The 20,879-nt window shown below is 63.6% G+C and carries 11 protein-coding genes and 1 pseudogene; 5 read left to right on the top strand and 7 right to left on the bottom strand.

The window, feature by feature from the left end; translation table 11 throughout:
• On the bottom strand, window positions 1-6,358 hold a 6,358-nt coding region (locus CY658_RS33205; protein WP_441351223.1), incomplete at its 3' end, for a beta strand repeat-containing protein.
• Window positions 6,359-9,490: 3,132 nt separating this feature from the next.
• Window positions 9,491-10,306 (bottom strand): annotated as a pseudogene (locus CY658_RS33230) (ESPR-type extended signal peptide-containing protein); the annotation flags it as partial.
• 317 nt (window positions 10,307-10,623) lie between these two features.
• Here CY658_RS33230 and CY658_RS28265 point away from each other — a divergent pair.
• The 3 genes from CY658_RS28265 to CY658_RS28255 are packed head-to-tail and all read left to right on the top strand — an operon-like array spanning window position 10,624 to window position 13,094.
• The gene (locus CY658_RS28265; protein WP_101493331.1) at window positions 10,624-11,064 is read left to right on the top strand and encodes a DUF4019 domain-containing protein; all 441 of its coding nucleotides are present in this window, start codon (window positions 10,624-10,626) and stop codon (window positions 11,062-11,064) included.
• A complete protein-coding gene (locus CY658_RS28260) occupies window positions 11,061-12,203 on the top strand; it encodes a DUF2827 domain-containing protein (RefSeq protein ID WP_101493330.1) in 1,143 nt (380 codons plus the stop codon). Before CY658_RS28265 ends, CY658_RS28260 begins: the two co-directional genes overlap by 4 nt.
• 30 nt (window positions 12,204-12,233) lie before the next feature.
• Window positions 12,234-13,094 (top strand): hypothetical protein, encoded by an 861-nt coding sequence (locus CY658_RS28255; RefSeq protein WP_101493329.1) that lies wholly within the window; start codon window positions 12,234-12,236, stop codon window positions 13,092-13,094.
• A gap of 93 nt (window positions 13,095-13,187) precedes the next feature.
• Here the strand turns inward: CY658_RS28255 and CY658_RS28250 are convergent, their stop codons facing one another.
• The 5 genes from CY658_RS28250 to CY658_RS28230 all read right to left on the bottom strand — a co-directional run bounded on the left by CY658_RS28250 (window position 13,188) and on the right by CY658_RS28230 (window position 19,253).
• A complete protein-coding gene (locus CY658_RS28250; RefSeq protein WP_101493328.1) occupies window positions 13,188-15,773 on the bottom strand; it encodes a bifunctional aconitate hydratase 2/2-methylisocitrate dehydratase in 2,586 nt (861 codons plus the stop codon).
• Window positions 15,774-15,866: 93 nt separating this feature from the next.
• On the bottom strand, window positions 15,867-16,424 hold the full coding sequence (locus tag CY658_RS28245; protein WP_101493327.1) for a hypothetical protein: 558 nt from the start codon (window positions 16,422-16,424) through the stop codon (window positions 15,867-15,869).
• Between the two features lie 24 nt (window positions 16,425-16,448).
• Window positions 16,449-17,462, bottom strand: coding sequence for an HpcH/HpaI aldolase/citrate lyase family protein (locus CY658_RS28240; protein WP_101493326.1), 1,014 nt, complete (start codon window positions 17,460-17,462; stop codon window positions 16,449-16,451).
• Window positions 17,459-18,247, bottom strand: a complete 789-nt coding sequence (gene tam / locus CY658_RS28235; protein ID WP_101493325.1) for a trans-aconitate 2-methyltransferase — start codon at window positions 18,245-18,247, stop codon at window positions 17,459-17,461. Before tam ends, CY658_RS28240 begins: the two co-directional genes overlap by 4 nt.
• A gap of 19 nt (window positions 18,248-18,266) precedes the next feature.
• The gene (locus CY658_RS28230; protein ID WP_093124159.1) at window positions 18,267-19,253 is read right to left on the bottom strand and encodes a malate dehydrogenase; all 987 of its coding nucleotides are present in this window, start codon (window positions 19,251-19,253) and stop codon (window positions 18,267-18,269) included.
• A 182-nt stretch (window positions 19,254-19,435) separates the two neighbouring features.
• On the opposite strand from CY658_RS28230, the gene CY658_RS28225 reads away from it, so the two are divergent.
• Window positions 19,436-20,194 carry a GntR family transcriptional regulator gene (locus tag CY658_RS28225; RefSeq protein WP_099795598.1) on the top strand — a complete coding sequence of 253 codons (759 nt, stop codon included), beginning with the start codon at window positions 19,436-19,438 and terminating at the stop codon, window positions 20,192-20,194.
• A 235-nt stretch (window positions 20,195-20,429) separates the two neighbouring features.
• Window positions 20,430-20,876, top strand: a complete 447-nt coding sequence (sdhC, locus tag CY658_RS28220) for a succinate dehydrogenase, cytochrome b556 subunit (protein WP_101493324.1) — start codon at window positions 20,430-20,432, stop codon at window positions 20,874-20,876.
• The last annotated feature ends 3 nt before the right edge of the window (window positions 20,877-20,879 follow it).

Below are 20,879 nucleotides of genomic sequence, written 5' to 3'. Positions count from 1 at the left end.
TGCTCAGACCGGACGAGGTCGATGTCGACAAGCTGCTGACGTTGCTGTTGGTCGTGCTCAGGCCGGTAGACAAGCTCGAGATACCGCTGGTCGCCGTGCTCAACCCACTCGATGTAGACGTCGACAGGCTGTCGATGCTGCTCGTGGCCGTGCTCAGACCCGACGACGTCGAGGTCGACAGGCTACTGACGTTGCTGTTCGTGGTGCTCAGACCAGTGGACAAGCTGGAGATGCCGCTGGTCGCCGTGCTCAGACCACTCGAAGTAGACGTCGACAAGCTGTCGAGGCTGCTTGTAGCAGTGCTCAGCCCGGAAGACGTCGAAGTCGACAGGCTGCTCACATTGCTGTTGGTGGTGCTCAGGCCCGTGGACAAGCTGGAGATGCCGCTGGTCGCTGTGCTCAGGCCAGACGACGTGGACGTCGAGAGGCTGTCCAGGTTGCTGTTGGTGGTGCTCAGACCAGACGACGTCGAGGTCGACAGGCTGCTGACGTTGCTGTCCGTCGTGCTCAGGCCGGTGGACAGACTCGAAATACCGCTGGTGGCAGTGCTCAGACCACTGGAGGTAGACGTCGACAGACTGTCGATGCTGCTTGTGGCGGTGCTCAGACCAGACGACGTGGACGTCGACAGGCTGCTCACGTTGCTGTTTGTGGTGCTCAGGCCGGTGGACAAGCTCGAGATGCTGCTAGTCGCAGTGCTCAAGCCGCTCGAAGTAGACGTCGACAAGCTTTCGATGCTGCTTGTGGCCGTGCTCAGTCCAGAGGACGTTGAAGTCGACAGACTGTCGATGCTGCTCGTAGCAGTGCTCAGACCCGACGACGTAGAAGTCGACAGGCTGCTGACATTGCTGTTCGTGGTGCTCAGGCCCGTCGACAGGCTCGAGATACCGCTAGTCGCAGTGCTCAGACCACTCGAAGTAGACGTCGACAGGCTGTCCAGGTTGCTGTTCGTCGTGCTCAGACCCGTCGACAGACCGTCGATGCGGCTGTTGGTCGTACTCAAGCCACTCGACGTCGAGGTCGACAGGCTGGAAATTCCGCTGTTCGTCGTGCTCAGGCCCGTGGACAAGCTGGAGATGCCACTGGTCGCCGTGCTGAGACCACTCGAAGTAGACGTCGACAAGCTATCGATACTGCTCGTTGCGGTGCTCAGACCCGAGGACGTCGACGTCGACAGGCTGTCAATGCTGCTCGTGGCCGTGCTCAAACCCGACGACGTGGAAGTCGACAGGCTGTTGACGTTGCTGTTGGTGGTGCTCAGGCCGGTCGACAGGCTGGAGATGCCACTGGTCGCGGTGCTGAGGCCAGTCGACAGGCTATCAATGCTGCTGGTAGCGGTGCTCAGGCCGGACGACGTGGAAGTCGACAGGCTGCTCACATTGCTGTTGGTCGTGCTCAGGCCCGTGGACAGACTCGAGATGCCGCTGGTCGCAGTGCTCAGACCCGAAGAAGTCGAGGTCGACAAGCTGCTCACATTGCTGTTCGTGGTGCTCAGGCCAGTCGACAGGCTGGAGATACCGCTAGTCGCCGTGCTCAGGCCGCTCGACGTAGACGTCGACAAGCTATCGATGCTGCTTGTGGCTGTGCTCAGACCCGACGACGTCGAGGTCGACAGGCTGCTCACGTTGCTGTTCGTCGTGCTCAGGCCGGTGGACAAGCTCGAGATACCGCTGGTCGCCGTGCTCAGGCCACTCGAAGCAGACGTCGACAAGCTGTCGATGCTGCTTGTGGCCGTGCTCAGACCCGACGACGTCGAGGTCGACAAGCTGCTCACGTTGCTGTTCGTGGTGCTCAAGCCCGTGGACAGGCTAGAGATGCCACTGGCTGCCGTGCTCAGACCAGAGGACGTCGAGGTCGAGAGGCTGCTGACATTGCTGTTGGTCGTGCTCAGGCCCGTAGACAAGCTGGAGATACCACTGGTCGCGGTGCTCAGGCCGGACGAGGTCGAGGTCGACAGGCTGCTCACGTTGCTGTTCGTGGTGCTGAGGCCCGTAGACAGGCTGGAGATCCCGCTGGTCGCCGTGCTCAAGCCAGACGAGGTCGACGTCGAGAGACTGTCGATGCTGCTTGTAGCCGTGCTCAGACCCGACGACGTCGAAGTCGACAAGCTGCTGACGTTGCTGTTCGTGGTGCTCAGACCAGTGGACAGGCTGGAAATGCCGCTGGTTGCGGTGCTCAAGCCGCTCGACGTAGACGTCGACAGGCTATCGATGCTGCTCGTAGCCGTGCTCAAACCGGACGACGTCGAGGTCGACAGGCTGCTCACGTTGCTGTTCGTCGTGCTCAGGCCGGTGGACAAGCTGGAGATGCCGCTGGTCGCTGTGCTCAGACCACTCGAAGTAGACGTCGACAGGCTGTCGATGCTGCTCGTCGCTGTGCTCAAGCCGGACGACGTAGAAGTCGACAAGCTGCTGACATTGCTGTTCGTGGTGCTCAGGCCCGTGGACAAGCTGGAGATGCCACTGGTCGCAGTGCTCAGGCCACTCGAAGTAGACGTCGACAAGCTATCGATGCTGCTCGTAGCGGTGCTCAGGCCAGACGACGTCGAGGTCGACAGGCTGCTGACATTGCTGTTCGTGGTGCTCAGGCCGGTGGACAAGCTGGAGATACCGCTGGTCGCCGTGCTCAAGCCCGATGACGTGGACGTCGACAGGCTGTCCAGGTTGCTGTTGGTCGAGCTCAGGCCGGTAGACAGGCTGGAGATGCCACTGGTAGCAGTGCTCAGACCAGTGGACAGGCTGGAGATGCCGCTGGTCGCGGTGCTCAAACCGGATGACGTCGATGTCGAAAGACTGTCGATGCTGCTCGTGGCGGTGCTCAGACCCGACGACGTGGAAGTAGACAGGCTGGAGATGCCACTGGTCGCAGTGCTCAGGCCCGACGACGTCGAAGTCGACAGGCTGCTCACATTGCTGTTCGTGGTGCTCAGACCGGTCGACAGGCTCGAGATACCGCTGGTCGCCGTGCTCAGGCCGCTCGAAGTGGACGTCGACAGACTGTCGATGCTGCTCGTAGCCGTGCTCAGACCAGAGGACGTCGAAGTCGACAAGCTGCTGACGTTGCTGTTCGTGGTGCTCAGACCAGTCGACAGGCTAGAGATGCCGCTGGTCGCCGTGCTCAGGCCGCTCGAAGTGGACGTCGACAGACTGTCGATGCTGCTCGTGGCCGTGCTCAGACCCGACGACGTAGAAGTCGACAAGCTGCTGACGTTGCTGTTGGTCGTGCTCAGGCCGGTAGACAAGCTCGAGATACTGCTGGTCGCCGTGCTCAACCCACTCGAGGTAGACGTCGACAGACTGTCGATGCTGCTCGTGGCCGTGCTCAGACCCGACGACGTCGAGGTCGACAGGCTACTGACGTTGCTGTTGGTCGTACTCAAGCCCGTGGACAGGCTGGAGATGCCACTGGTCGCGGTGCTCAATCCCGAGGATGTCGAGGTCGAGAGACTGTCGATGCTGCTCGTAGCCGTGCTCAGACCAGAGGACGTCGAGGTCGACAAGCTGCTGACATTGCTGTTCGTGGTGCTCAGCCCCGTGGACAAGCTGGAGATTCCACTTGTCGCTGTGCTCAAGCCGCTCGAAGTGGACGTCGACAAGCTATCGATGCTGCTTGTGGCCGTGCTCAGACCCGACGACGTCGAAGTCGACAAGCTGCTCACATTGCTGTTCGTAGTGCTCAGCCCCGTCGACAAGCTATCGATGCGGCTCGTGGCCGTACTCAAGCCAGACGACGTCGAAGTCGACAGGCTGGAGATGCCACTTGTCGCTGTGCTCAGACCACTCGATGTAGATGTCGACAGGCTATCGATGCTACTGGTAGCAGTGCTCAAGCCGGTCGAAAGGCTGTCGATGCTGCTCGTGGCCGTGCTCAGACCCGAGGACGTAGAAGTCGACAGGCTGCTGACATTGCTGTTCGTGGTGCTGAGACCCGTGGACAAGCTGGAGATGCCACTGGTCGCAGTGCTCAGCCCACTCGAAGTAGACGTCGACAAGCTATCGATGCTGCTCGTGGCGGTGCTCAGGCCCGACGACGTCGAGGTCGACAGGCTGCTGACATTGCTGTTCGTGGTGCTCAGGCCGGTGGACAAGCTGGAGATGCCGCTGGTCGCGGTGCTCAGACCACTCGAAGTAGAAGTCGACAAGCTATCGATGCTGCTCGTAGCGGTGCTCAGGCCAGACGACGTCGAGGTCGACAGACTATCGATGCTGCTCGTGGCTGTACTCAGGCCCGAAGACGTCGAAGTCGACAGGCTACTGACGTTGCTGTTCGTTGTGCTCAGTCCGGTGGACAGGCTGGAGATACCGCTGGTCGCGGTGCTCAGACCGGACGAGGTGGACGTCGACAGACTGTCGATGCTGCTGGTAGCCGTACTCAGACCCGAGGACGTGGACGTCGACAGGCTACTCACGTTGCTGTTCGTGGTGCTCAGGCCGGTGGACAGGCTGGAGATACCACTGGTCGCCGTGCTCAGGCCAGTCGACAAGCTGTCGATGCCGCTGGTAGCAGTGCTCAAACCGGACGACGTCGAAGTCGACAGGCTGCTCACGTTGCTGTTCGTGGTGCTCAGGCCAGTCGACAGGCTCGAGATCCCACTGGTCGCAGTGCTCAGACCGCTCGAAGTAGACGTCGACAAGCTGTCGATGCCGCTCGCGGCCGTGCTCAGACCGGAGGACGTCGAGGTCGACAGGCTGCTGACGTTGCTGTTCGTCGTGCTCAGGCCCGTGGAAAGGCTGGAGATACCACTCGTTGCGGTACTCAGGCCACTCGATGTGGACGTCGACAGACTGTCGATGCTGCTGGTCGCCGTGCTCAAACCAGAAGACGTCGAGGTCGACAAGCTGCTCACATTGCTGTTCGTCGTACTCAGACCGGTGGACAAGCTCGAGATACCGCTGGTCGCCGTGCTCAGACCGCTCGACGTCGACGTCGACAGACTGTCGATGCTGCTCGTGGCTGTGCTCAGACCCGACGAGGTCGATGTCGACAAGCTGCTGACGTTGCTGTTGGTCGTGCTCAGGCCGGTAGACAAGCTCGAGATACCGCTGGTCGCCGTGCTCAACCCACTCGATGTAGACGTCGACAGGCTGTCGATGCTGCTCGTGGCCGTGCTCAGACCCGACGAAGTCGAGGTCGACAGGCTGCTGACGTTGCTGTTCGTGGTGCTCAGACCAGTGGACAAGCTGGAGATGCCGCTGGTCGCCGTGCTCAGACCAGTCGAAGTAGACGTCGACAAGCTGTCGATGCTGCTCGTGGCAGTGCTCAGGCCGCTCGACGTCGAAGTCGACAGGCTGCTCACGCTGCTGGTCGCCGTGCTCAGACCGGACGAGGTCGACGTCGACAGACTCTCGACGCTGCTTGTGGTTGTGCTCAGACCCGAGGACGTTGAAGTCGACAGGCTGCTGATGTTGCTATTCGTGGTGCTCAGACCCGACGACGTCGAAGTCGACAAGCTGCTCACGTTGCTGTTCGTCGTACTCAGACCAGTCGACAGGCTGGAGATACCACTGGTGGCGGTGCTCAGGCCGCTCGACGTGGACGTAGAGAGGCTGTCCAGGTTGCTGTTGGTGGTGCTCAGACCGCTCGAGGTAGACGTCGACAGGCTGTCGATGCTGCTCGTGGTCGTACTCAGGCCCGACGACGTCGAGGTCGACAGGCTGCTGACATTGCTGTTCGTGGTGCTCAGGCCAGTCGAAAGACTGGAGATGCCGCTGGTGGCAGTGCTTAGCCCGGAAGACGTCGATGTCGAAAGACTATCGATGCTGCTCGTGGCCGTGCTCAGGCCCGACGACGTTGAGGTCGACAGGCTGCTGACATTGCTGTTGGCCGTGCTCAGGCCAGTCGACAGGCTGGAGATGCCACTGGTCGCCGTGCTCAAGCCGCTCGACGTGGAAGTCGACAGGCTGCTGACGTTGCTATTGGTTGTGCTCAGTCCGGTAGACAGACTGGAGATACCGCTGGTGGCGGTGCTCAGGCCGCTCGAAGTAGACGTCGACAGACTGTCGATGCTGCTCGTGGCCGTGCTCAGACCAGACGACGTCGAAGTCGAAAGACTTCCCACATTGCTGTTGGTAGTGCTCAGCCCAGAGGACGTGGATGTCGAGAGGCTGCTGACGCTGCTGTTCGTCGTGCTCAGGCCAGTGGACAGGCTCGAGATTCCACTGGTCGCCGTGCTCAGGCCGCTCGACGTGGAAGTCGACAGGCTGCTGACGTTGCTGTTGGTCGTGCTCAGGCCTGTGGACAGGCTCGAGATCCCGCTGGTCGCGGTGCTCAGACCGCTCGACGTAGACGTCGACAGGCTGTCGATGCTGCTCGTAGCCGTGCTCAAGCCGGACGACGTCGAAGTCGACAGGCTGCTCACGTTGCTGTTCGTGGTGCTCAGGCCAGTCGACAGGCTCGAGATCCCACTGGTCGCAGTGCTCAGACCGCTCGAAGTAGACGTCGACAAGCTGTCGATGCCGCTCGCGGCCGTGCTCAGACCAGAGGACGTCGAGGTCGAGAGGCTGCTGACATTGCTGTTCGTCGTGCTCAGGCCCGTGGACAGGCTGGAGATGCCGCTGGTGGCGGTGCTCAGACCACTCGAAGTAGACGTCGACAAGCTGTCGATGCTGCTCGTCGCCGTGCTCAAACCCGACGACGTAGAAGTCGAGAGGCTGCTCACGTTGCTGTTCGTGGTGCTCAAGCCGGTGGACAGGCTCGAGATACCACTGGTTGCCGTGCTCAGGCCCGATGACGTGGACGTCGACAGGCTGTCCAGGTTGCTGTTGGTGGTGCTCAGGCCCGTGGACAAGCTCGAGATGCCGCTGGTCGCTGTGCTCAGGCCCGACGACGTCGAGGTCGAGAGGCTATCGATGCTGCTCGTGGCAGTGCTCAGGCCCGAGGACGTAGAAGTCGACAGGCTGGAGATACCGCTCGTTGCGGTGCTCAACCCAGACGACGTGGACGTCGAGAGGCTGTCGATACGGCTGTTGGTCGTGCTCAGGCCAGATGACGTCGAGGTCGACAGGCTGGAGATGCCGCTGGTAGCGGTGCTCAGGCCACTCGATGTGGACGTCGACAGGCTATCAATGCTGCTCGTGGCGGTACTCAGACCCGACGATGTCGAAGTCGACAGACTTTCGATGCTGCTCGTGGCCGTACTCAACCCCGACGACGTCGAGGTCGAAAGGCTGCTCACATTGCTGTTCGTCGTGCTCAAGCCAGTGGACAGGCTGGAGATGCCGCTGGTCGCTGTGCTCAGACCACTCGATGTAGACGTCGACAAGCTATCGATGCTGCTCGTGGCGGTGCTCAGACCCGACGAGGTAGAAGTCGAGAGGCTGCTGACGTTGCTGTTGGTCGTGCTCAAGCCCGTGGACAAGCTCGAGATGCCGCTGGTCGCTGTGCTCAGGCCCGACGACGTCGAGGTCGAGAGGCTATCGATGCTGCTCGTGGCAGTGCTCAGGCCGCTCGACGTCGAAGTCGACAGGCTGGAGATGCCGTTGAATGCTGTGCTCAAGCCCGAGGACGTCGAGGTCGAGAGACTGTCGATGCTGCTCGTTGCCGTGCTCAACCCCGAGGAAGTGGACGTCGACAGACTGCTCACGTTGCTGTTCGTGGTGCTCAGGCCCGTGGACAGGCTCGAGATCCCACTGGTCGCAGTGCTCAGACCACTCGATGTGGACGTCGACAGGCTGTCGATGCTGCTCGTGGCCGTACTCAGACCCGACGACGTAGAAGTCGAGAGGCTGCTCACGTTGCTGTTCGTCGTGCTCAGGCCAGTCGACAGGCTAGAGATTCCGCTGGTCGCGGTGCTCAGACCCGACGACGTCGACGTCGACAGGCTGCTCACATTGCTGTTGGTCGTGCTCAGGCCTGACGACGTGGACGTCGAAAGGCTATCGATACGGCTGTTGGTCGTGCTCAAGCCGCTCGACGTCGAAGTCGAAAGACTGGAAATTCCGCTTGCGGCCGTGCTCAGACCCGACGACGTAGAGGTCGACAGGCTGCTCACGTTGCTATTCGTGGTGCTTAGGCCGGTGGACAAGCTCGAGATGCCGCTCGTGGCCGTGCTCAGGCCCGAGGACGCCGAGGTCGAAAGACTGCTGACATTGCTGTTCGTGGTGCTCAGACCGGTCGACAGACTGGAGATGCCGCTGTTCGCTGTGCTCAGACCCGACGACGTCGAGGTCGAGAGACTGCTGACGTTACTGTTCGTCGTGCTCAAGCCAGTAGACAGGCTGGAGATTCCGCTGGTGGCGGTGCTCAATCCGCTCGAGGTGGAGGTCGACAAGCTGCCGACGTTGCTGTTCGTCGTGCTGAGGCCAGTCGACAGGCTGGAGATGCCACTGGTCGCCGTGCTCAAACCGGACGAAGTCGAGCTCGACAGGCTGTCCAGGTTGCTGTTTGTCGTGCTCAGCCCCGTAGACAAGCCGTCGATGCGGCTGTTGGTCGTACTCAAACCACTCGACGTCGAGGTCGACAGGCTGGAGATGCCGCTGGTTGCCGTACTCAGGCCGGACGAAGTCGAAGTCGACAGGCTGCTGACGTTGCTGTTGGACGTGCTCAAGCCGGTGGACAGGCTCGAGATACCACTGCTCGCCGTACTCAGACCGCTCGACGTCGAGGTCGAGAGGCTGGACACATTGCTGTTTGTCGTGCTCAGGCCTGTCGACAAGCTGGAGATGCCGCTGGTAGCCGTGCTCAACCCGCTCGAAGTCGACGTCGAGAGACTGTCAATGCGGCTGCTGCTGGTGCTCAGGCCAGACGACGTGGACGTCGACAGGCTGCTCACGTTGCTGTTCGTGGTGCTCAGACCTGTGGACAGGCTCGAGATGCCGCTGGTTGCCGTGCTCAGGCCGCTCGAGGTGGAGGTCGAAAGACTGCTGACGTTGCTGTTGGTCGTGCTCAGGCCGCTCGAAGTCGACGTCGAGAGGCTATCGATGCGGCTATTGCTGGTGCTCAGGCCCGACGATGTGGACGTCGACAAGCTGCCGACGTTGCTGTTCGTAGTGCTTAGTCCCGTGGACAGGCTCGAGATACCGCTCGTGGCCGTGCTCAAACCGGACGACGTCGAAGTCGACAGGCTGTTGATGCGACTGCTTGCCGTGCTCAGACCCGACGATGTGGAGGTCGACAGACTGCCGACGTTGCTGTTCGTCGTGCTCAGGCCGGTCGACAGGCTGGAAATGCCGCTGGTCGCCGTGCTCAGACCACTCGACGTGGAAGTCGACAGGCTGTCCAGTTCGCTGTTCACAGTACTCAAGCCAGTGGACAGGCTCGAGATGCCGCTGGTCGCCGTGCTCAATCCGCTCGATGTGGACGTCGAAAGGCTGTTGACGCGACTGTTCGCCGTACTTAGACCCGACGACGTGGAGGTCGACAGGCTGCTCACGTTGCTGTTCGTGGTGCTCAGGCCCGACGACGTCGAGGTCGACAGACTGTTGACGCGGCTGTTGGCGGTGCTCAGCCCCGAGGAAGTCGAAGTCGACAGCGACCCTACCGCGCTGGCGACGGAGTACAACTGGCTGCCGTTGATCGCATCGGTCGAGGTGGAGGTCACCTGGCCCGCGGCCACATTGGTGATCTGACGTTCACCGCCCACCGAGCCAACGCTCACAACGCTCGTCGGCGTCGCGCCAGCAAACCCGGTCAGCGCAACGCCGTTGACCGTTGCGCTGGAAGTTTGGACAGCCGCAGCGGTTGCGCTGTTGCTGCCCAATGCGACGCTGTTGTCGTTGCCGGCATTCGCGCCGGTGCCAATCGCCACGGCGTTGGCGCCGGAGCTCTTCGCGCCGCCATCCACCGTCAGGTTGCCGCCGATGGCCACGCTGTTCGTGCCGCTGGCGGTGGTTGCCCGGCCGATGGCCACGGCCTGCTCACCCGAAGCGACGGAGCCGCCGTTACCCGTTCCGTCCCCGCCACCCACTGCAACCGACGAAGTTCCACTGGCCTTGGCATCGTTGCCCAGGGCGTAGGCTCCTTTGGCGAAGGCTTTCGCGCCAGAACCGATTGCCGTCGCGCTGTGAAAAGTGGCTTGAGCGTTATTGCCGATCGCCAAAGCGTAAGCAGCCGACGCAATCGCTGAGTTGTTCCCGGATGACCCGTTTCCTGAACCATTGCCAATCGCGATAGCGGCGGTGCCATCCGCGTAGCCCCCCCCGGCAGAGTAAACAGCGTGTGCCCCCAAAGAGACGACCGCCAGCGATGCGGCAGCAACAGCTCTCACCAGCTTCGAACTGCTCTTCTTCCCCCGAGCCGAAGTAATTTCAGACGCAGCAACCCAGGCCCCCAGGGCTTCATTCCAAATACTTCGGTAAGACTTGTTCATATTCTTCGAGCTCGATTCGCAGAGGGCGGGCGCGGGATCAACGGCGAAGGAAGAGAGACGACCGCCCGTGGTCGTCTCTCAGACAGGGTCGTAGTTACCCTGACGTTCACAATGGACGTGGTAATGTACGCAGCCGTTTACATTTGCAGCCATTTCGGGCTACTGGAAACCGTGAAATGATGATTTAGTTCACAAACTTTCACGATTGGCGACAAATCCGGGCCTGCCGATGTCGCCGTGGAACGTCGATCCGAACGCCACGCCTAGAATCGCCGCCGCCGTCTGTCACAGCGGTTTTCCGCACAAAGGTTGCCCAAATGAAGCCGTTCCTCCCCCGTTTCCTGGCCGCATGTACGCTGGCCCTGGCCGGTTCCTGCGCCCTGGCGCAGGACGGCACCTCCGCCGACGAGCTCGTTCAGGCGGGCCTCACCAGCCTCAAGCAGATCGACGAAGGTCGGGCCGGAGATATCTGGGAAAGCGCATCGGCGTTCGTGAAGACTCGCTTCCCGAAGGCCGAATTTGTTGCCAACACGCAACGCTCACGCCAGACCGTGGGGGTTGTGGCCCGCCGCGACTGGGCCAACGTGACGCGCATCCGCTACCTGGACGACAGCACCGGCATCCCTGCCGGCCTGTATGCCAACGTCGACTTCGCCACCCGCCTGACCAACGACAAGACCGTCTTCGAAAAAGTCAGCTTCCGCCTCGAGCCCAATGGCTGGCGACTGACGGGCTACATCCCCCGCGAAAACCAATGACCACCGCCTCGGGTGCGGGCCTGCGCATCGGCATCACGATCGGCCTCCACCACGAGGCCGAGACCCTCTGGAACAACGGCATCAAGCAGAACGCCGTGTTCCTGGCGGAGGCGCTGAAGCACTGCCCCAGCGTGGCCTCGGTGGTGCTGGTCAACACCACCGCCACCCCCATCACATCCGCCCTGCCCTGGGACCAGGCCCGCTGGCCGACCGTGACCTTCGAGGCGGCGAAGGACAACCTGGACGTGCTGATCGAGCTGGGCGGCCAGATCGACGCCGACCAGACCGAGCACCTGAAACGCCGCGGCGCGCGGCTGGTGTCGTACTGCTGCGGCTTCGAGTACGTGCACGCGATGGAGGCGATGCTGTTCGGCAAGCCGCTGTGGGGCCGCAACCTGTTCATCAACCAGCGCTACGACGACATCTGGATGGTTCCGCAGGTGGCCCACATCAGCCAGCCGTACTTCGAGGTGCTGCGCCGCGCCGAAGCGCGCGCCGTGCCCTTCGTCTGGAGCCCGGTGTTCCTGCAAGAGCGCGCCCGCGCGCTGCCCGAGGGCGGCGCGTACCAGCCGCGCAGCGGGCCGCGGCGGCTCAGCGTGCTGGAGCCGAACATCAACGTGGTGAAGTTCTGCGTCTACCCCATCCTGATCGCCGAGCTGGCGTACCGCGCCCGGCCCGAGGCCATCGCGCTGCTGCAGGTCACGAACGTGGAGCGCATGGCCAAGGACAGCATGGAGTTCATCACGCTGATGAACCAGCTCGACCTGGTGCGTCAGCACAAGGCGGTCTTCCTGGGCCGGCACGAAACCCCGGTGTTCCTCGCGCAGAACACCGACATCGTGGTCTCGCACCAGTGGGAGAACCCGCTCAACTACTTCTACCTGGAGACCTGCTGGCAGGGCTATCCGCTGGTGCACAACGCGCACCTGTGCGCGGACCTGGGCTACTACTACGCCGAGAACGATGTGGCCGCAGGCAGTGCCCGCGTGATCGAGGCCATCGACGGGCACGACGCCCAGGCTCAGGCCTACCGCGAACGGCAGCGCGCACTCATCGCGCGCTACCTGCCCGGCGACGCGGCGGCCACACAGACCTACGACACCCTGCTGCAGGGCCTGATGCAGCGCCCTGCCCGCTAGCTAGTCACTCAGACACACGGAGCCTCTCGCATGCTCGACCCGTCCGAACTCCGGCACTTCTATCCCGTGATCGTGACGCCGAGCCACGACGGCAAGTTCTTCCAGAACTACGTGGCGTCGCTGCTGAACTTCACCATCAACGCCGAACGCGCCGGCATGAAGATGCAGGTGCTGATGCACCAGGGCGAAAGCTTGGTCACGCGCGCGCGCAACAACTGCGTGGCTCAGTTCCTGGCCAACACGGAGTGGACCCACCTGTTCTGGGTCGATGCCGACATCGGCTTTTCGGCCGAGGCAGCGTTCCGCCTGCTGCTGTCGGGCTACGACATCGCCGCCGGCGTCTACCCGCTGAAGCGCGAGAACTGGCCAGAGCATGGCGTGGCCGCAGGCACCACGCAGCAACAGTTCGAGGCCGGCTTCACGCGCTACACGGTCAATGCCAAGGCCGAAGAAGATGCGACGCAGATCGAGCTCGAGGTGCAGCCCGACGGCTTCATGAAGATGACCGAGGCGCCCACGGGCTTCATGGTGATCCGGCGCCACGTGTTCGAACGGCTCATGGCCGCCTACCCCGACCTGCAGTACGTGCCCGACAGCATCGGCGAAGCCGACCGCGGGCTGCACTACCGCTTCTTCGACGTGATGGTTGACCCGGTGACGCGGCGCTACCTGTCGGAAGACTACGGCTTCTGCAGGCTATGGTCGGCATTGGGCGAATCGATCTACATCGACGCCAATTCGAACCTGACCCACCAGGGCGCCAAGCTGTACCGGGGGGATTTCGCGCACTCGCTGCAGGCGTCGCTGCCCTACGCGGTCGGCGGACCCGCCGGCATGGCGATGGTGCTGAAGGGCCAGGAGCACCTGAAGTCCAACCCGCCGCACGGCTGACACCGCCGAACGAACGCCCATGAAAAAGCCCCGCCAAAAGCGGGGCTCGTTTCATGGGGCCGGCGAATCAACCGATCGCCGGCGGTCGCGCTCTCAGGCCGCGACCGTGTCCGCCACGCCCTTGTAGTCTTCGATCTTGTCGAAGTTCAGGTACTGGTAGATCTGGCTGCTCGAGGCATCGAGCACGCCCGTGGCGGCCATGTACTCCTCGCGCGTCGGGATGCGGCCCAGGCGCGAGCAGATGGCGGCCAGTTCGGCCGAGCCCAGGTACACGTTCGTGTTCTTGCCCAAACGGTTCGGGAAGTTGCGGGTGCTGGTCGACATCACCGTGGCGCCTTCGCGCACTTGCGCCTGGTTGCCCATGCACAGCGAGCAGCCCGGCATTTCGGTGCGGGCGCCGGCGTTGCCGAACACGCCGTAGTGGCCTTCTTCGGTGAGTTGCTGCGCGTCCATCTTGGTCGGCGGAGCGATCCACAGCTTGACCGGGATGTCGCGCTTGCCTTCGAGCAGCTTCGACGCGGCGCGGAAGTGACCGATGTTGGTCATGCACGAGCCGATGAACACTTCGTCGATCACGGCGCCGGCCACGTCGCTCAGTGTCTTCACGTCGTCAGGGTCGTTCGGACAGGCCACGATGGGTTCGTGGATCTCGGCCAGGTCGATCTCGATCACGGCGGCGTATTCGGCGTCGGCATCGCCCTTGAGCAATTGCGGGTCCTTCAGCCAGGCTTCCTGCGCAGCGATGCGGCGTGCCAGCGTGCGGGCGTCGGCGTAGCCTTCGGCAATCATCCACTTCATCAGCGTGATGTTGCTGTTGATGTACTCCTGGATCGGTTCCTTGTTCAGGTGCACCGTGCAGCCGGCGGCCGAGCGTTCGGCCGAGGCGTCGCTCAGTTCGAAAGCTTGTTCGACCTTCAGGTCGGGCAGGCCTTCGATTTCGAGGATGCGGCCCGAGAAGATGTTCTTCTTGCCTTGCTTGGCCACGGTCAGCAGGCCCGACTTGATGGCGTACAGCGGAATGGCGTTGACCAGGTCACGCAGCGTGACGCCGGGCTGCATCTTGCCCTTGAAGCGCACGAGCACCGACTCGGGCATGTCCAGCGGCATCACGCCGGTGGCGGCCGCGAAGGCCACGAGGCCCGAACCTGCGGGGAAGCTGATGCCGATGGGGAAGCGGGTGTGGCTGTCGCCGCCGGTGCCCACGGTGTCGGGCGTCAGCAGGCGGTTGAGCCAGCTGTGGATCACGCCGTCGCCCGGACGCAACGACACGCCGCCGCGGTTGGCCATGAACTCGGGGAGTTCGTGGTGCATCTTGACGTCGACCTTCTTCGGGTACGCCGCCGTGTGGCAGAACGACTGCATGACGAGGTCGGCCGAGAAGCCGAGGCAGGCCAGGTCCTTCAGCTCGTCGCGAGTCATCGGGCCGGTGGTGTCTTGCGAGCCGACCGAGGTCATCTTGGGTTCGCAGTAGGTGCCCGGGCGAACGCCCGTGCCTTCGGGCAGGCCGCAGGCGCGGCCGACCATCTTCTGTGCGAGCGAGTAGCCCTTCTTGGTGTCGACCGGGCTTTGTGGCAGGCGGAACAGCGTCGAAACGGGCAGGCCCAGCGCTTCGCGCGCCTTGGTCGTGAGGCCGCGGCCGATGATCAGCGGAATGCGGCCACCGGCGCGCACTTCGTCGAACAGCACGTCGCTCTTGACGGTGAACTCGGCAATGACCTTGCCGTCCTTCAGCGCCTTGCCTTCGTAGGGACGCAGCTCGACCACGTCGCCCATGTTCATCTGCGTCACGTCGAGCTCGATGGGCAGTGCGCCCGAGTCTTCCATCGTGTTGTAGAAGATGGGAGCGATCTTGCCGCCGAGGCAGACGCCGCCGAAACGCTTGTTCGGTACGAAGGGAATGTCTTCGCCGGTGAACCACAGCACCGAGTTGGTAGCGCTCTTGCGCGACGAACCCGTGCCGACCACGTCGCCGGCGTAGGCCACGAGGTGGCCGCGCGCGCGCAGGTCTTCGATGAACTTCACCGGCCCGCGCTTGCCGTCTTCTTCAGGGACGATGCCGGGGCGCGCGTTCTTGTGCATCGCCAGGGCGTGCATCGGAATGTCGGGACGCGTCGTCGCATCGGGTGCGGGCGACAGGTCGTCGGTGTTGATTTCGCCAGCGACCTTAAAGATGCTGACGGTGATGCTCTTGGGCACTTCGGGGCGGCTGGTGAACCACTCGGCATCGGCCCAGCTTTGCAGCACGCCCTTGGCGTGGGCGTTGCCCTTGTCGGCCTTTTCCTTGACGTCGTGGAACTGGTCGAACATCAGCAGGGTTTTCTTCAGGCCCTCGGCCGCCACGGCGCCGACTTCGGCGTCGTCCAGCAGGTCGATCATGGGGCTGATGTTGTAGCCGCCGAGCATGGTGCCGAGCAGTTCAGTGGCGCGGGCGCGCGTGATGAACGCATTCTTCTCGGTGCCGTGGGCCACGGCCGCGAGGTAGCTCGCCTTGACCTTGGCGGCGTCGTCGACGCCGGCGGGCACACGGTAGGTGAGCAGGTCCAGCAGGAAGGCGCCGTCCTTGGCGTTCGCGCTCTTCAGGAGCTCGATCGCTTCGGCGGTCTGCTTCGCGCTCAGGGGCAGCGGCGGGATACCGAGCGCGGCGCGTTCGGCAACATGATCAACGTAGGCTTGCAACATCTTCTTTTCTCCGGAAACTAGGCTATCGGGCGTGCGGAACGGTCTCGAGCGGCCAAGCAAGAGCCGCGCCGCACCCCGGGTTCGGTGCTCTTCTTACTTCTTGGCTGCGTCGGCACCTTCGAAAAGGGCCTTCGGGGGGTTCTTCTTCATTTCGTCGGCGAAGGCGACCTGGGCGGCGGTCTGGCATTCGTCGGCGATGCGCAGGCCGGCCTTCTGGTTCATCAGCATCGACTTGTTGCCGAGCTGGAGCCACATGGCGCCGGCACGCGGGTCTTCGAGGCGGATGGCGCCGGTGCGGCTTTCGACCGGGTGCATGCGGTACTTCAGGCCCTTGGTGGTCACGTTGAAGAAGCCGGGCTTCTTCTCGTCGGCCGTCACGGTCACGTCGGCGCCGAGTTCGCACTGGGCCTTGCCGGTGGACACGCGCTGTGCCACGGCCAGGTCGGCGTCGTTGAGCACGATGTTGGTCTCGTCGGCGATCGGCGTCACTTCCTCGACGGCCTTGGCGGCCTTGCGGGTCACCTGGCGCTTCGGCGGAGCCTTCTTGGCTTCGGACTTGGCGGCGGCCGGCTTGGTGGCGGTGGCGTTCTGGGCCACGGCGGCGAACGGCAGGGCCAGGGCAATGGCGGCGATCAGTGCAATTTTCTTCATGTGCGGGGTTCCTTGAGGCTGGATTCAGTGGGTTTCAGGAGACCGCGATGCAAACCAGGCTTTCGCCTCGGAGGGCAACGCGCGCCCTGTTGCGTGGGCACGCGTCAGGACCTGCCAGAAGTGGCGGTAGCTCGCGCGGTCGTGCAATGTGCCATCAATTTGTGTCGGTGCCCAATCCGCGTCTGCGGCTTTTGTAATGATTTTTGTGGCAATTTGAATCTGCGCCTCGTCGGGCGCGAAGGCCTCGAGGATCGGACGGATCTGGTTCGGGTGGATGCTCCACATCCGCGTGTAACCGAATTCGGTGGCCGCCTTGCGGGCCGCGGCGCGCATCGCATCCATGTCGTTGAACTCGGTGACCACGCAATGCGAAGGCACCTTGCCGTAGGCATGTGCGGCCGAGGCCAGTGCCAGCTTGGCACGCACGACCAACGGGTGGCTGAACTGCCCCGCCGCGCCCATGCCGTCGGCGGGAATGGCGCCGGCATGCGCCGACACGAAATCCATGAGACCGAAGCTCAGCGACTGCACGCGCGGATGCGCGGCGATTTCGAAGGCGTTGTGGATCGCCAGGGGCGATTCGATGAGCACGTGCAGCGGCAGCGCGGCGGCATCGGCGGCGTCGAGCGCGGCAACAGCCTGCAACACATCGGCCACGGATTCGACCTTGGGCACCATCAGGTGGCTCAGGCGATCGCCGGCGCGTCCGGCGATGGTGACCACGTCGCCGGCAAAGGCGGGGTGATCGACCGGGTGCACGCGCACACCGACACGCATGCCGGGCTTCGCGGCCAGCGCGAGCTCGGTGACGAGCGCGGCATGCTCCGCCTCGCCGCCGACCGGGGCGCCGTCTTCGCAGTCGAGGGTGACGTCGAACACGCAGGCGCCGAACTCCTCGGCCATCTCGGCCTGGAGCGCGAGGCTCTTCTTCATGCGGGCTTCGACACCGCTGTAGTGGTCGCACACCGGCAGGGTCACGGCGCCGGCCTGTGCGCCGAGCAGCACGTCCGCGGGATGGGCGGCATTCTTGGTGGTCATGCGTCTTTTTTCTTGTGTGCCACGATGAACATGCGCGGGAAAGCGAGCAGGCGCTTGCCGTCGGTGCGCACCGGGTAGGCCTCGGCCACCCGGCGTTCGTATTCGGCGAGATAGCTCGCCTGCAGGTCGGGCGGCAGCCGGTCGACGAAGGGCTTCAGCCCGGTGCTGCGCACCCATTCGACGATAGCCGCGGCGTCTGCCATCGGGTGCTGGTAGATGGTGTGCCAGACATCGACATGGGCCGCACGCGCGGCCAGCAGGTCGTAGTAGCCGCCGAGCGGCAACAGCAAGGTGCGCAGCTTGTCGGCGTCGCCAATAGGCTCGGCCCAGGGCGCTTCGGCAGCCACCGCGCGCATCAGGCGGTGCGTGGGCTCTTGCCGGTTGTCGGGCATCTGGACGGCGAGCACGCCGCCCGGGGCCAGCGCGTCGAACAGGCGGGGGATCAGCGTCTCGTGATCCGGCACCCATTGCAGGGACGCGTTGGCATAAATGAGATCGGGCGCTTCTTTTTCACGCGGCGCCCAGGTCGCGATGTCGCTCCACTCGAAGCGTGCCGCCGGCAGCCGCTCGCGCGCGCTGACCAGCATGGCTTCGGAGTTGTCGGTGCCCGTGACTTGCGCCGAGGGGAACCGATGTGCCAGCAACTCGGTGGAATTGCCCGGTCCGCATCCGAGGTCGACCACATGGGCGGCCTCGGCAAGCGGGACCCGCGCCAGGAGTTCCTGTGCGGGCCGGGTGCGCTCGTCCTCGTAGCGACGGTAGAGCGCGGGGTTCCAGTCGAGCATGCGGGCGGGTTGGCTTGACTTACAGCAGGTGGGCGACGCCGGCGCGTTCGCCTTCGAGCTCTTCGAGCGTCTTGTTGATGCGTTCCTGGCTGAATGCGTCGATGTCGAGACCTTCGACCAGCTTGTACTCACCGTTTTCGCAGGTGACCGGGAAGCCGAACATCACGTCCTTCGGAATGCCGTACTGGCCGTCCGACGGGATGCCCATCGTGACCCACTTGCCGTTGGTGCCCAGGGCCCAGTCGCGCATGTGGTCGATGGCGGCGTTGGCGGCCGAGGCAGCCGACGACAGGCCGCGGGCTTCGATGATGGCCGCGCCGCGCTTGCCGACGGTCGGCAGGAAGGTGTTGGCGTTCCATTCCTGGTCGTTGATCATCTTGGCGACGCTTTCGCCGTTGATGGTCGCAAAGCGGTAGTCGGCGTACATCGTGGGCGAGTGGTTGCCCCAGACGGTGAGCTTCTCGATGTCGGCCACGGCCTTGCCGGTCTTGGCGGCGATCTGGCTGGCAGCGCGGTTGTGGTCCAGGCGCAGCATGGCGGTGAAGTTCTTGCGCGGCAGGTCCGGTGCCGACTTCATGGCGATGTAGGCGTTGGTGTTGGCGGGGTTGCCGACGACCAGCACCTTCACGTTGCGCGAGGCCACGGCGTTCAGCGCCTTGCCTTGTGCCGTGAAGATGGCGCCGTTGACGGCCAGCAGCTCGGCGCGTTCCATGCCGGGGCCGCGGGGGCGCGAGCCGACCAGCAGGGCGTAGTCGGCGTCCTTGAAGGCGGTCATCGGGTCGCCGTGGGCTTCCATGCCGGCCAGCAGCGGGAAGGCGCAGTCGTCGAGCTCCATCATCACGCCCTTGAGCGCCTTCTGGGCCTTCTCGTCGGGGATTTCGAGCAGTTGCAGGATGACCGGCTGGTCTTTGCCGAGCATTTCGCCAGAAGCGATACGGAACAACAGGGCATAACCGATTTGACCGGCGGCACCGGTAACGGCAACGCGGACAGGCTTTTTGCTCATGGGAAGACTCCAGAAGGTAGTGAAACGGGGCTGCGCTCTCGTGGGGCGCCAGCGGTCCTGCGGGGGGAAGCTTTCCCGCGGCGCGGGACCGGCCCGCATTTTAAGCCGAATCGACAAAGGCCGTCTTATGTCTTATATAAGATATCCTCTGGGGGTCCGCCACGGCGCACCCCACCGCTGCCATGAACACGCCCTCCACCCTCGACGAGCCCACGACGCCGTCCTTCAGTCCGCTCTACCAGCAGATCAAGACCCTGATCCTGCAGAGCCTGCAGGCCGGCGAGTGGAAGCCGGGCGAGCCCATCCCCAGCGAGATGGACCTGGCCGTGCGGTACCGCGTGAGCCAGGGCACGGTGCGCAAGGCGATCGACGAACTGTCGGCCGAAAACCTGGTGGTGCGCCGCCAGGGCAAGGGCACCTTCGTGGCCACGCATGCCGAGCAGCATGTGCAGTACCGTTTTCTCAAGCTGGTGCCCGACGCCGGCAGCCCGAGCGCCGAAGGCCCGGCCGAGCGCACCATCGTCGACTGCAAGCGCCTGCGCGCCTCGGCCGACGTGGCGCGGGCACTGAGCCTGCGCACCGGCGACGCCGTGCTGCAGGTGCGCCGGGTGCTCGCCTACGCTGGCGTGCCGACCATTCTCGAAGACCTCTGGCTGCCCGGCGCGCCCTTCAAGGGCCTCACGGCCGACCGCTTGCGCGCCTGGCCCGGCCCGATGTACGCGATGTTCGAAACCGAGTTCGGCGTGCGCATGGTGCGCGCCGAAGAAAAGATCCGCGCCGTGCTGCCCGATGCCGAACAGGCCCAGCTGCTCGACGTGCCGCTGCAGATGCCGCTGCTGAGCGTGGAGCGCGTGGCGCACACGTACCACGACATGCCGATGGAACTGCGACGCGGCCTGTACCGCACCGACACCCACCACTACCGCAACCAGCTGGGCTGATCCGATGGCGCCGAAGAACCTCGCCCGCGCGGGCACAAACGCGCACACTCAGCCCGCGCAATGCAGCCTCGGGCCCCGAGCATCCGACTGCCGCAGTGCGTTGACTCCTGTGCGTCCGATGCGCGATGGTGCATTGCAATAGAATTTTGCGTTGTTTGCATTCCGCAGAAGAAACAAAAGCGTTCGCTCTCAGAACAAGCCAACAAGTCACAAAAGCCACGAAAGCCATCTCCCTATGACAGAGCTTGCAACTCCTCCCCGGCCGCCGCGTCGCGAATTCCGGAACATCAATGCCTTCACCGATCTCACGACCTACCGGCTGCCGCCGGCCGGCATCGTGTCGATCCTGCACCGCGTGAGCGGCGTGATCATGTTCCTGCTGATGCCCTTCATCATCTGGATGTTCGACACCTCGCTGTCATCTGACTATTCGTTCGCGAAATTCAAGTCTGTTTTCAACATCGGCGTCGGCTTCGCTCCGGGATGGTTCTTCAAGCTCGTCGCACTGGCGCTCATCTGGGCCTACCTGCACCACTTCATCGCCGGCCTGCGTCACCTCTGGATGGACGTGAGCCACTCCGCCGTGACCAAGGAATTCGGTCACAGCTCGGCCATCTTCACGCTGGCCGCAAGCATCATCCTCACGCTGGTGCTTGGCGCCAAGCTGTTCGGCCTGTACTGAGAA

Source organism: Variovorax sp. RO1 (assembly GCF_002849325.1).
In the GTDB taxonomy this organism is placed as follows: domain Bacteria; phylum Pseudomonadota; class Gammaproteobacteria; order Burkholderiales; family Burkholderiaceae_C; genus Variovorax.
This window is presented reverse-complemented; position numbering and strand designations above follow the sequence as displayed.

Excerpts from the sequence above, each read along its gene's own strand:
- tam (WP_101493325.1), bottom strand. The coding sequence starts at position 18,247 with ATGCTCGACTGGAACCCCGCGCTCTACCGTCGCTACGAGGACGAGCGC.
- CY658_RS28255 (WP_101493329.1), top strand. The coding sequence starts at position 12,234 with ATGCTCGACCCGTCCGAACTCCGGCACTTCTATCCCGTGATCGTGACG.
- CY658_RS28245 (WP_101493327.1), bottom strand. The coding sequence starts at position 16,424 with ATGAAGAAAATTGCACTGATCGCCGCCATTGCCCTGGCCCTGCCGTTC.
- CY658_RS28260 (WP_101493330.1), top strand. The coding sequence starts at position 11,061 with ATGACCACCGCCTCGGGTGCGGGCCTGCGCATCGGCATCACGATCGGC.
- sdhC (WP_101493324.1), top strand. The coding sequence starts at position 20,430 with ATGACAGAGCTTGCAACTCCTCCCCGGCCGCCGCGTCGCGAATTCCGG.
- CY658_RS28250 (WP_101493328.1), bottom strand. The coding sequence starts at position 15,773 with ATGTTGCAAGCCTACGTTGATCATGTTGCCGAACGCGCCGCGCTCGGT.
- CY658_RS28230 (WP_093124159.1), bottom strand. The coding sequence starts at position 19,253 with ATGAGCAAAAAGCCTGTCCGCGTTGCCGTTACCGGTGCCGCCGGTCAA.
- CY658_RS28240 (WP_101493326.1), bottom strand. The coding sequence starts at position 17,462 with ATGACCACCAAGAATGCCGCCCATCCCGCGGACGTGCTGCTCGGCGCA.
- CY658_RS28225 (WP_099795598.1), top strand. The coding sequence starts at position 19,436 with ATGAACACGCCCTCCACCCTCGACGAGCCCACGACGCCGTCCTTCAGT.
- CY658_RS28265 (WP_101493331.1), top strand. The coding sequence starts at position 10,624 with ATGAAGCCGTTCCTCCCCCGTTTCCTGGCCGCATGTACGCTGGCCCTG.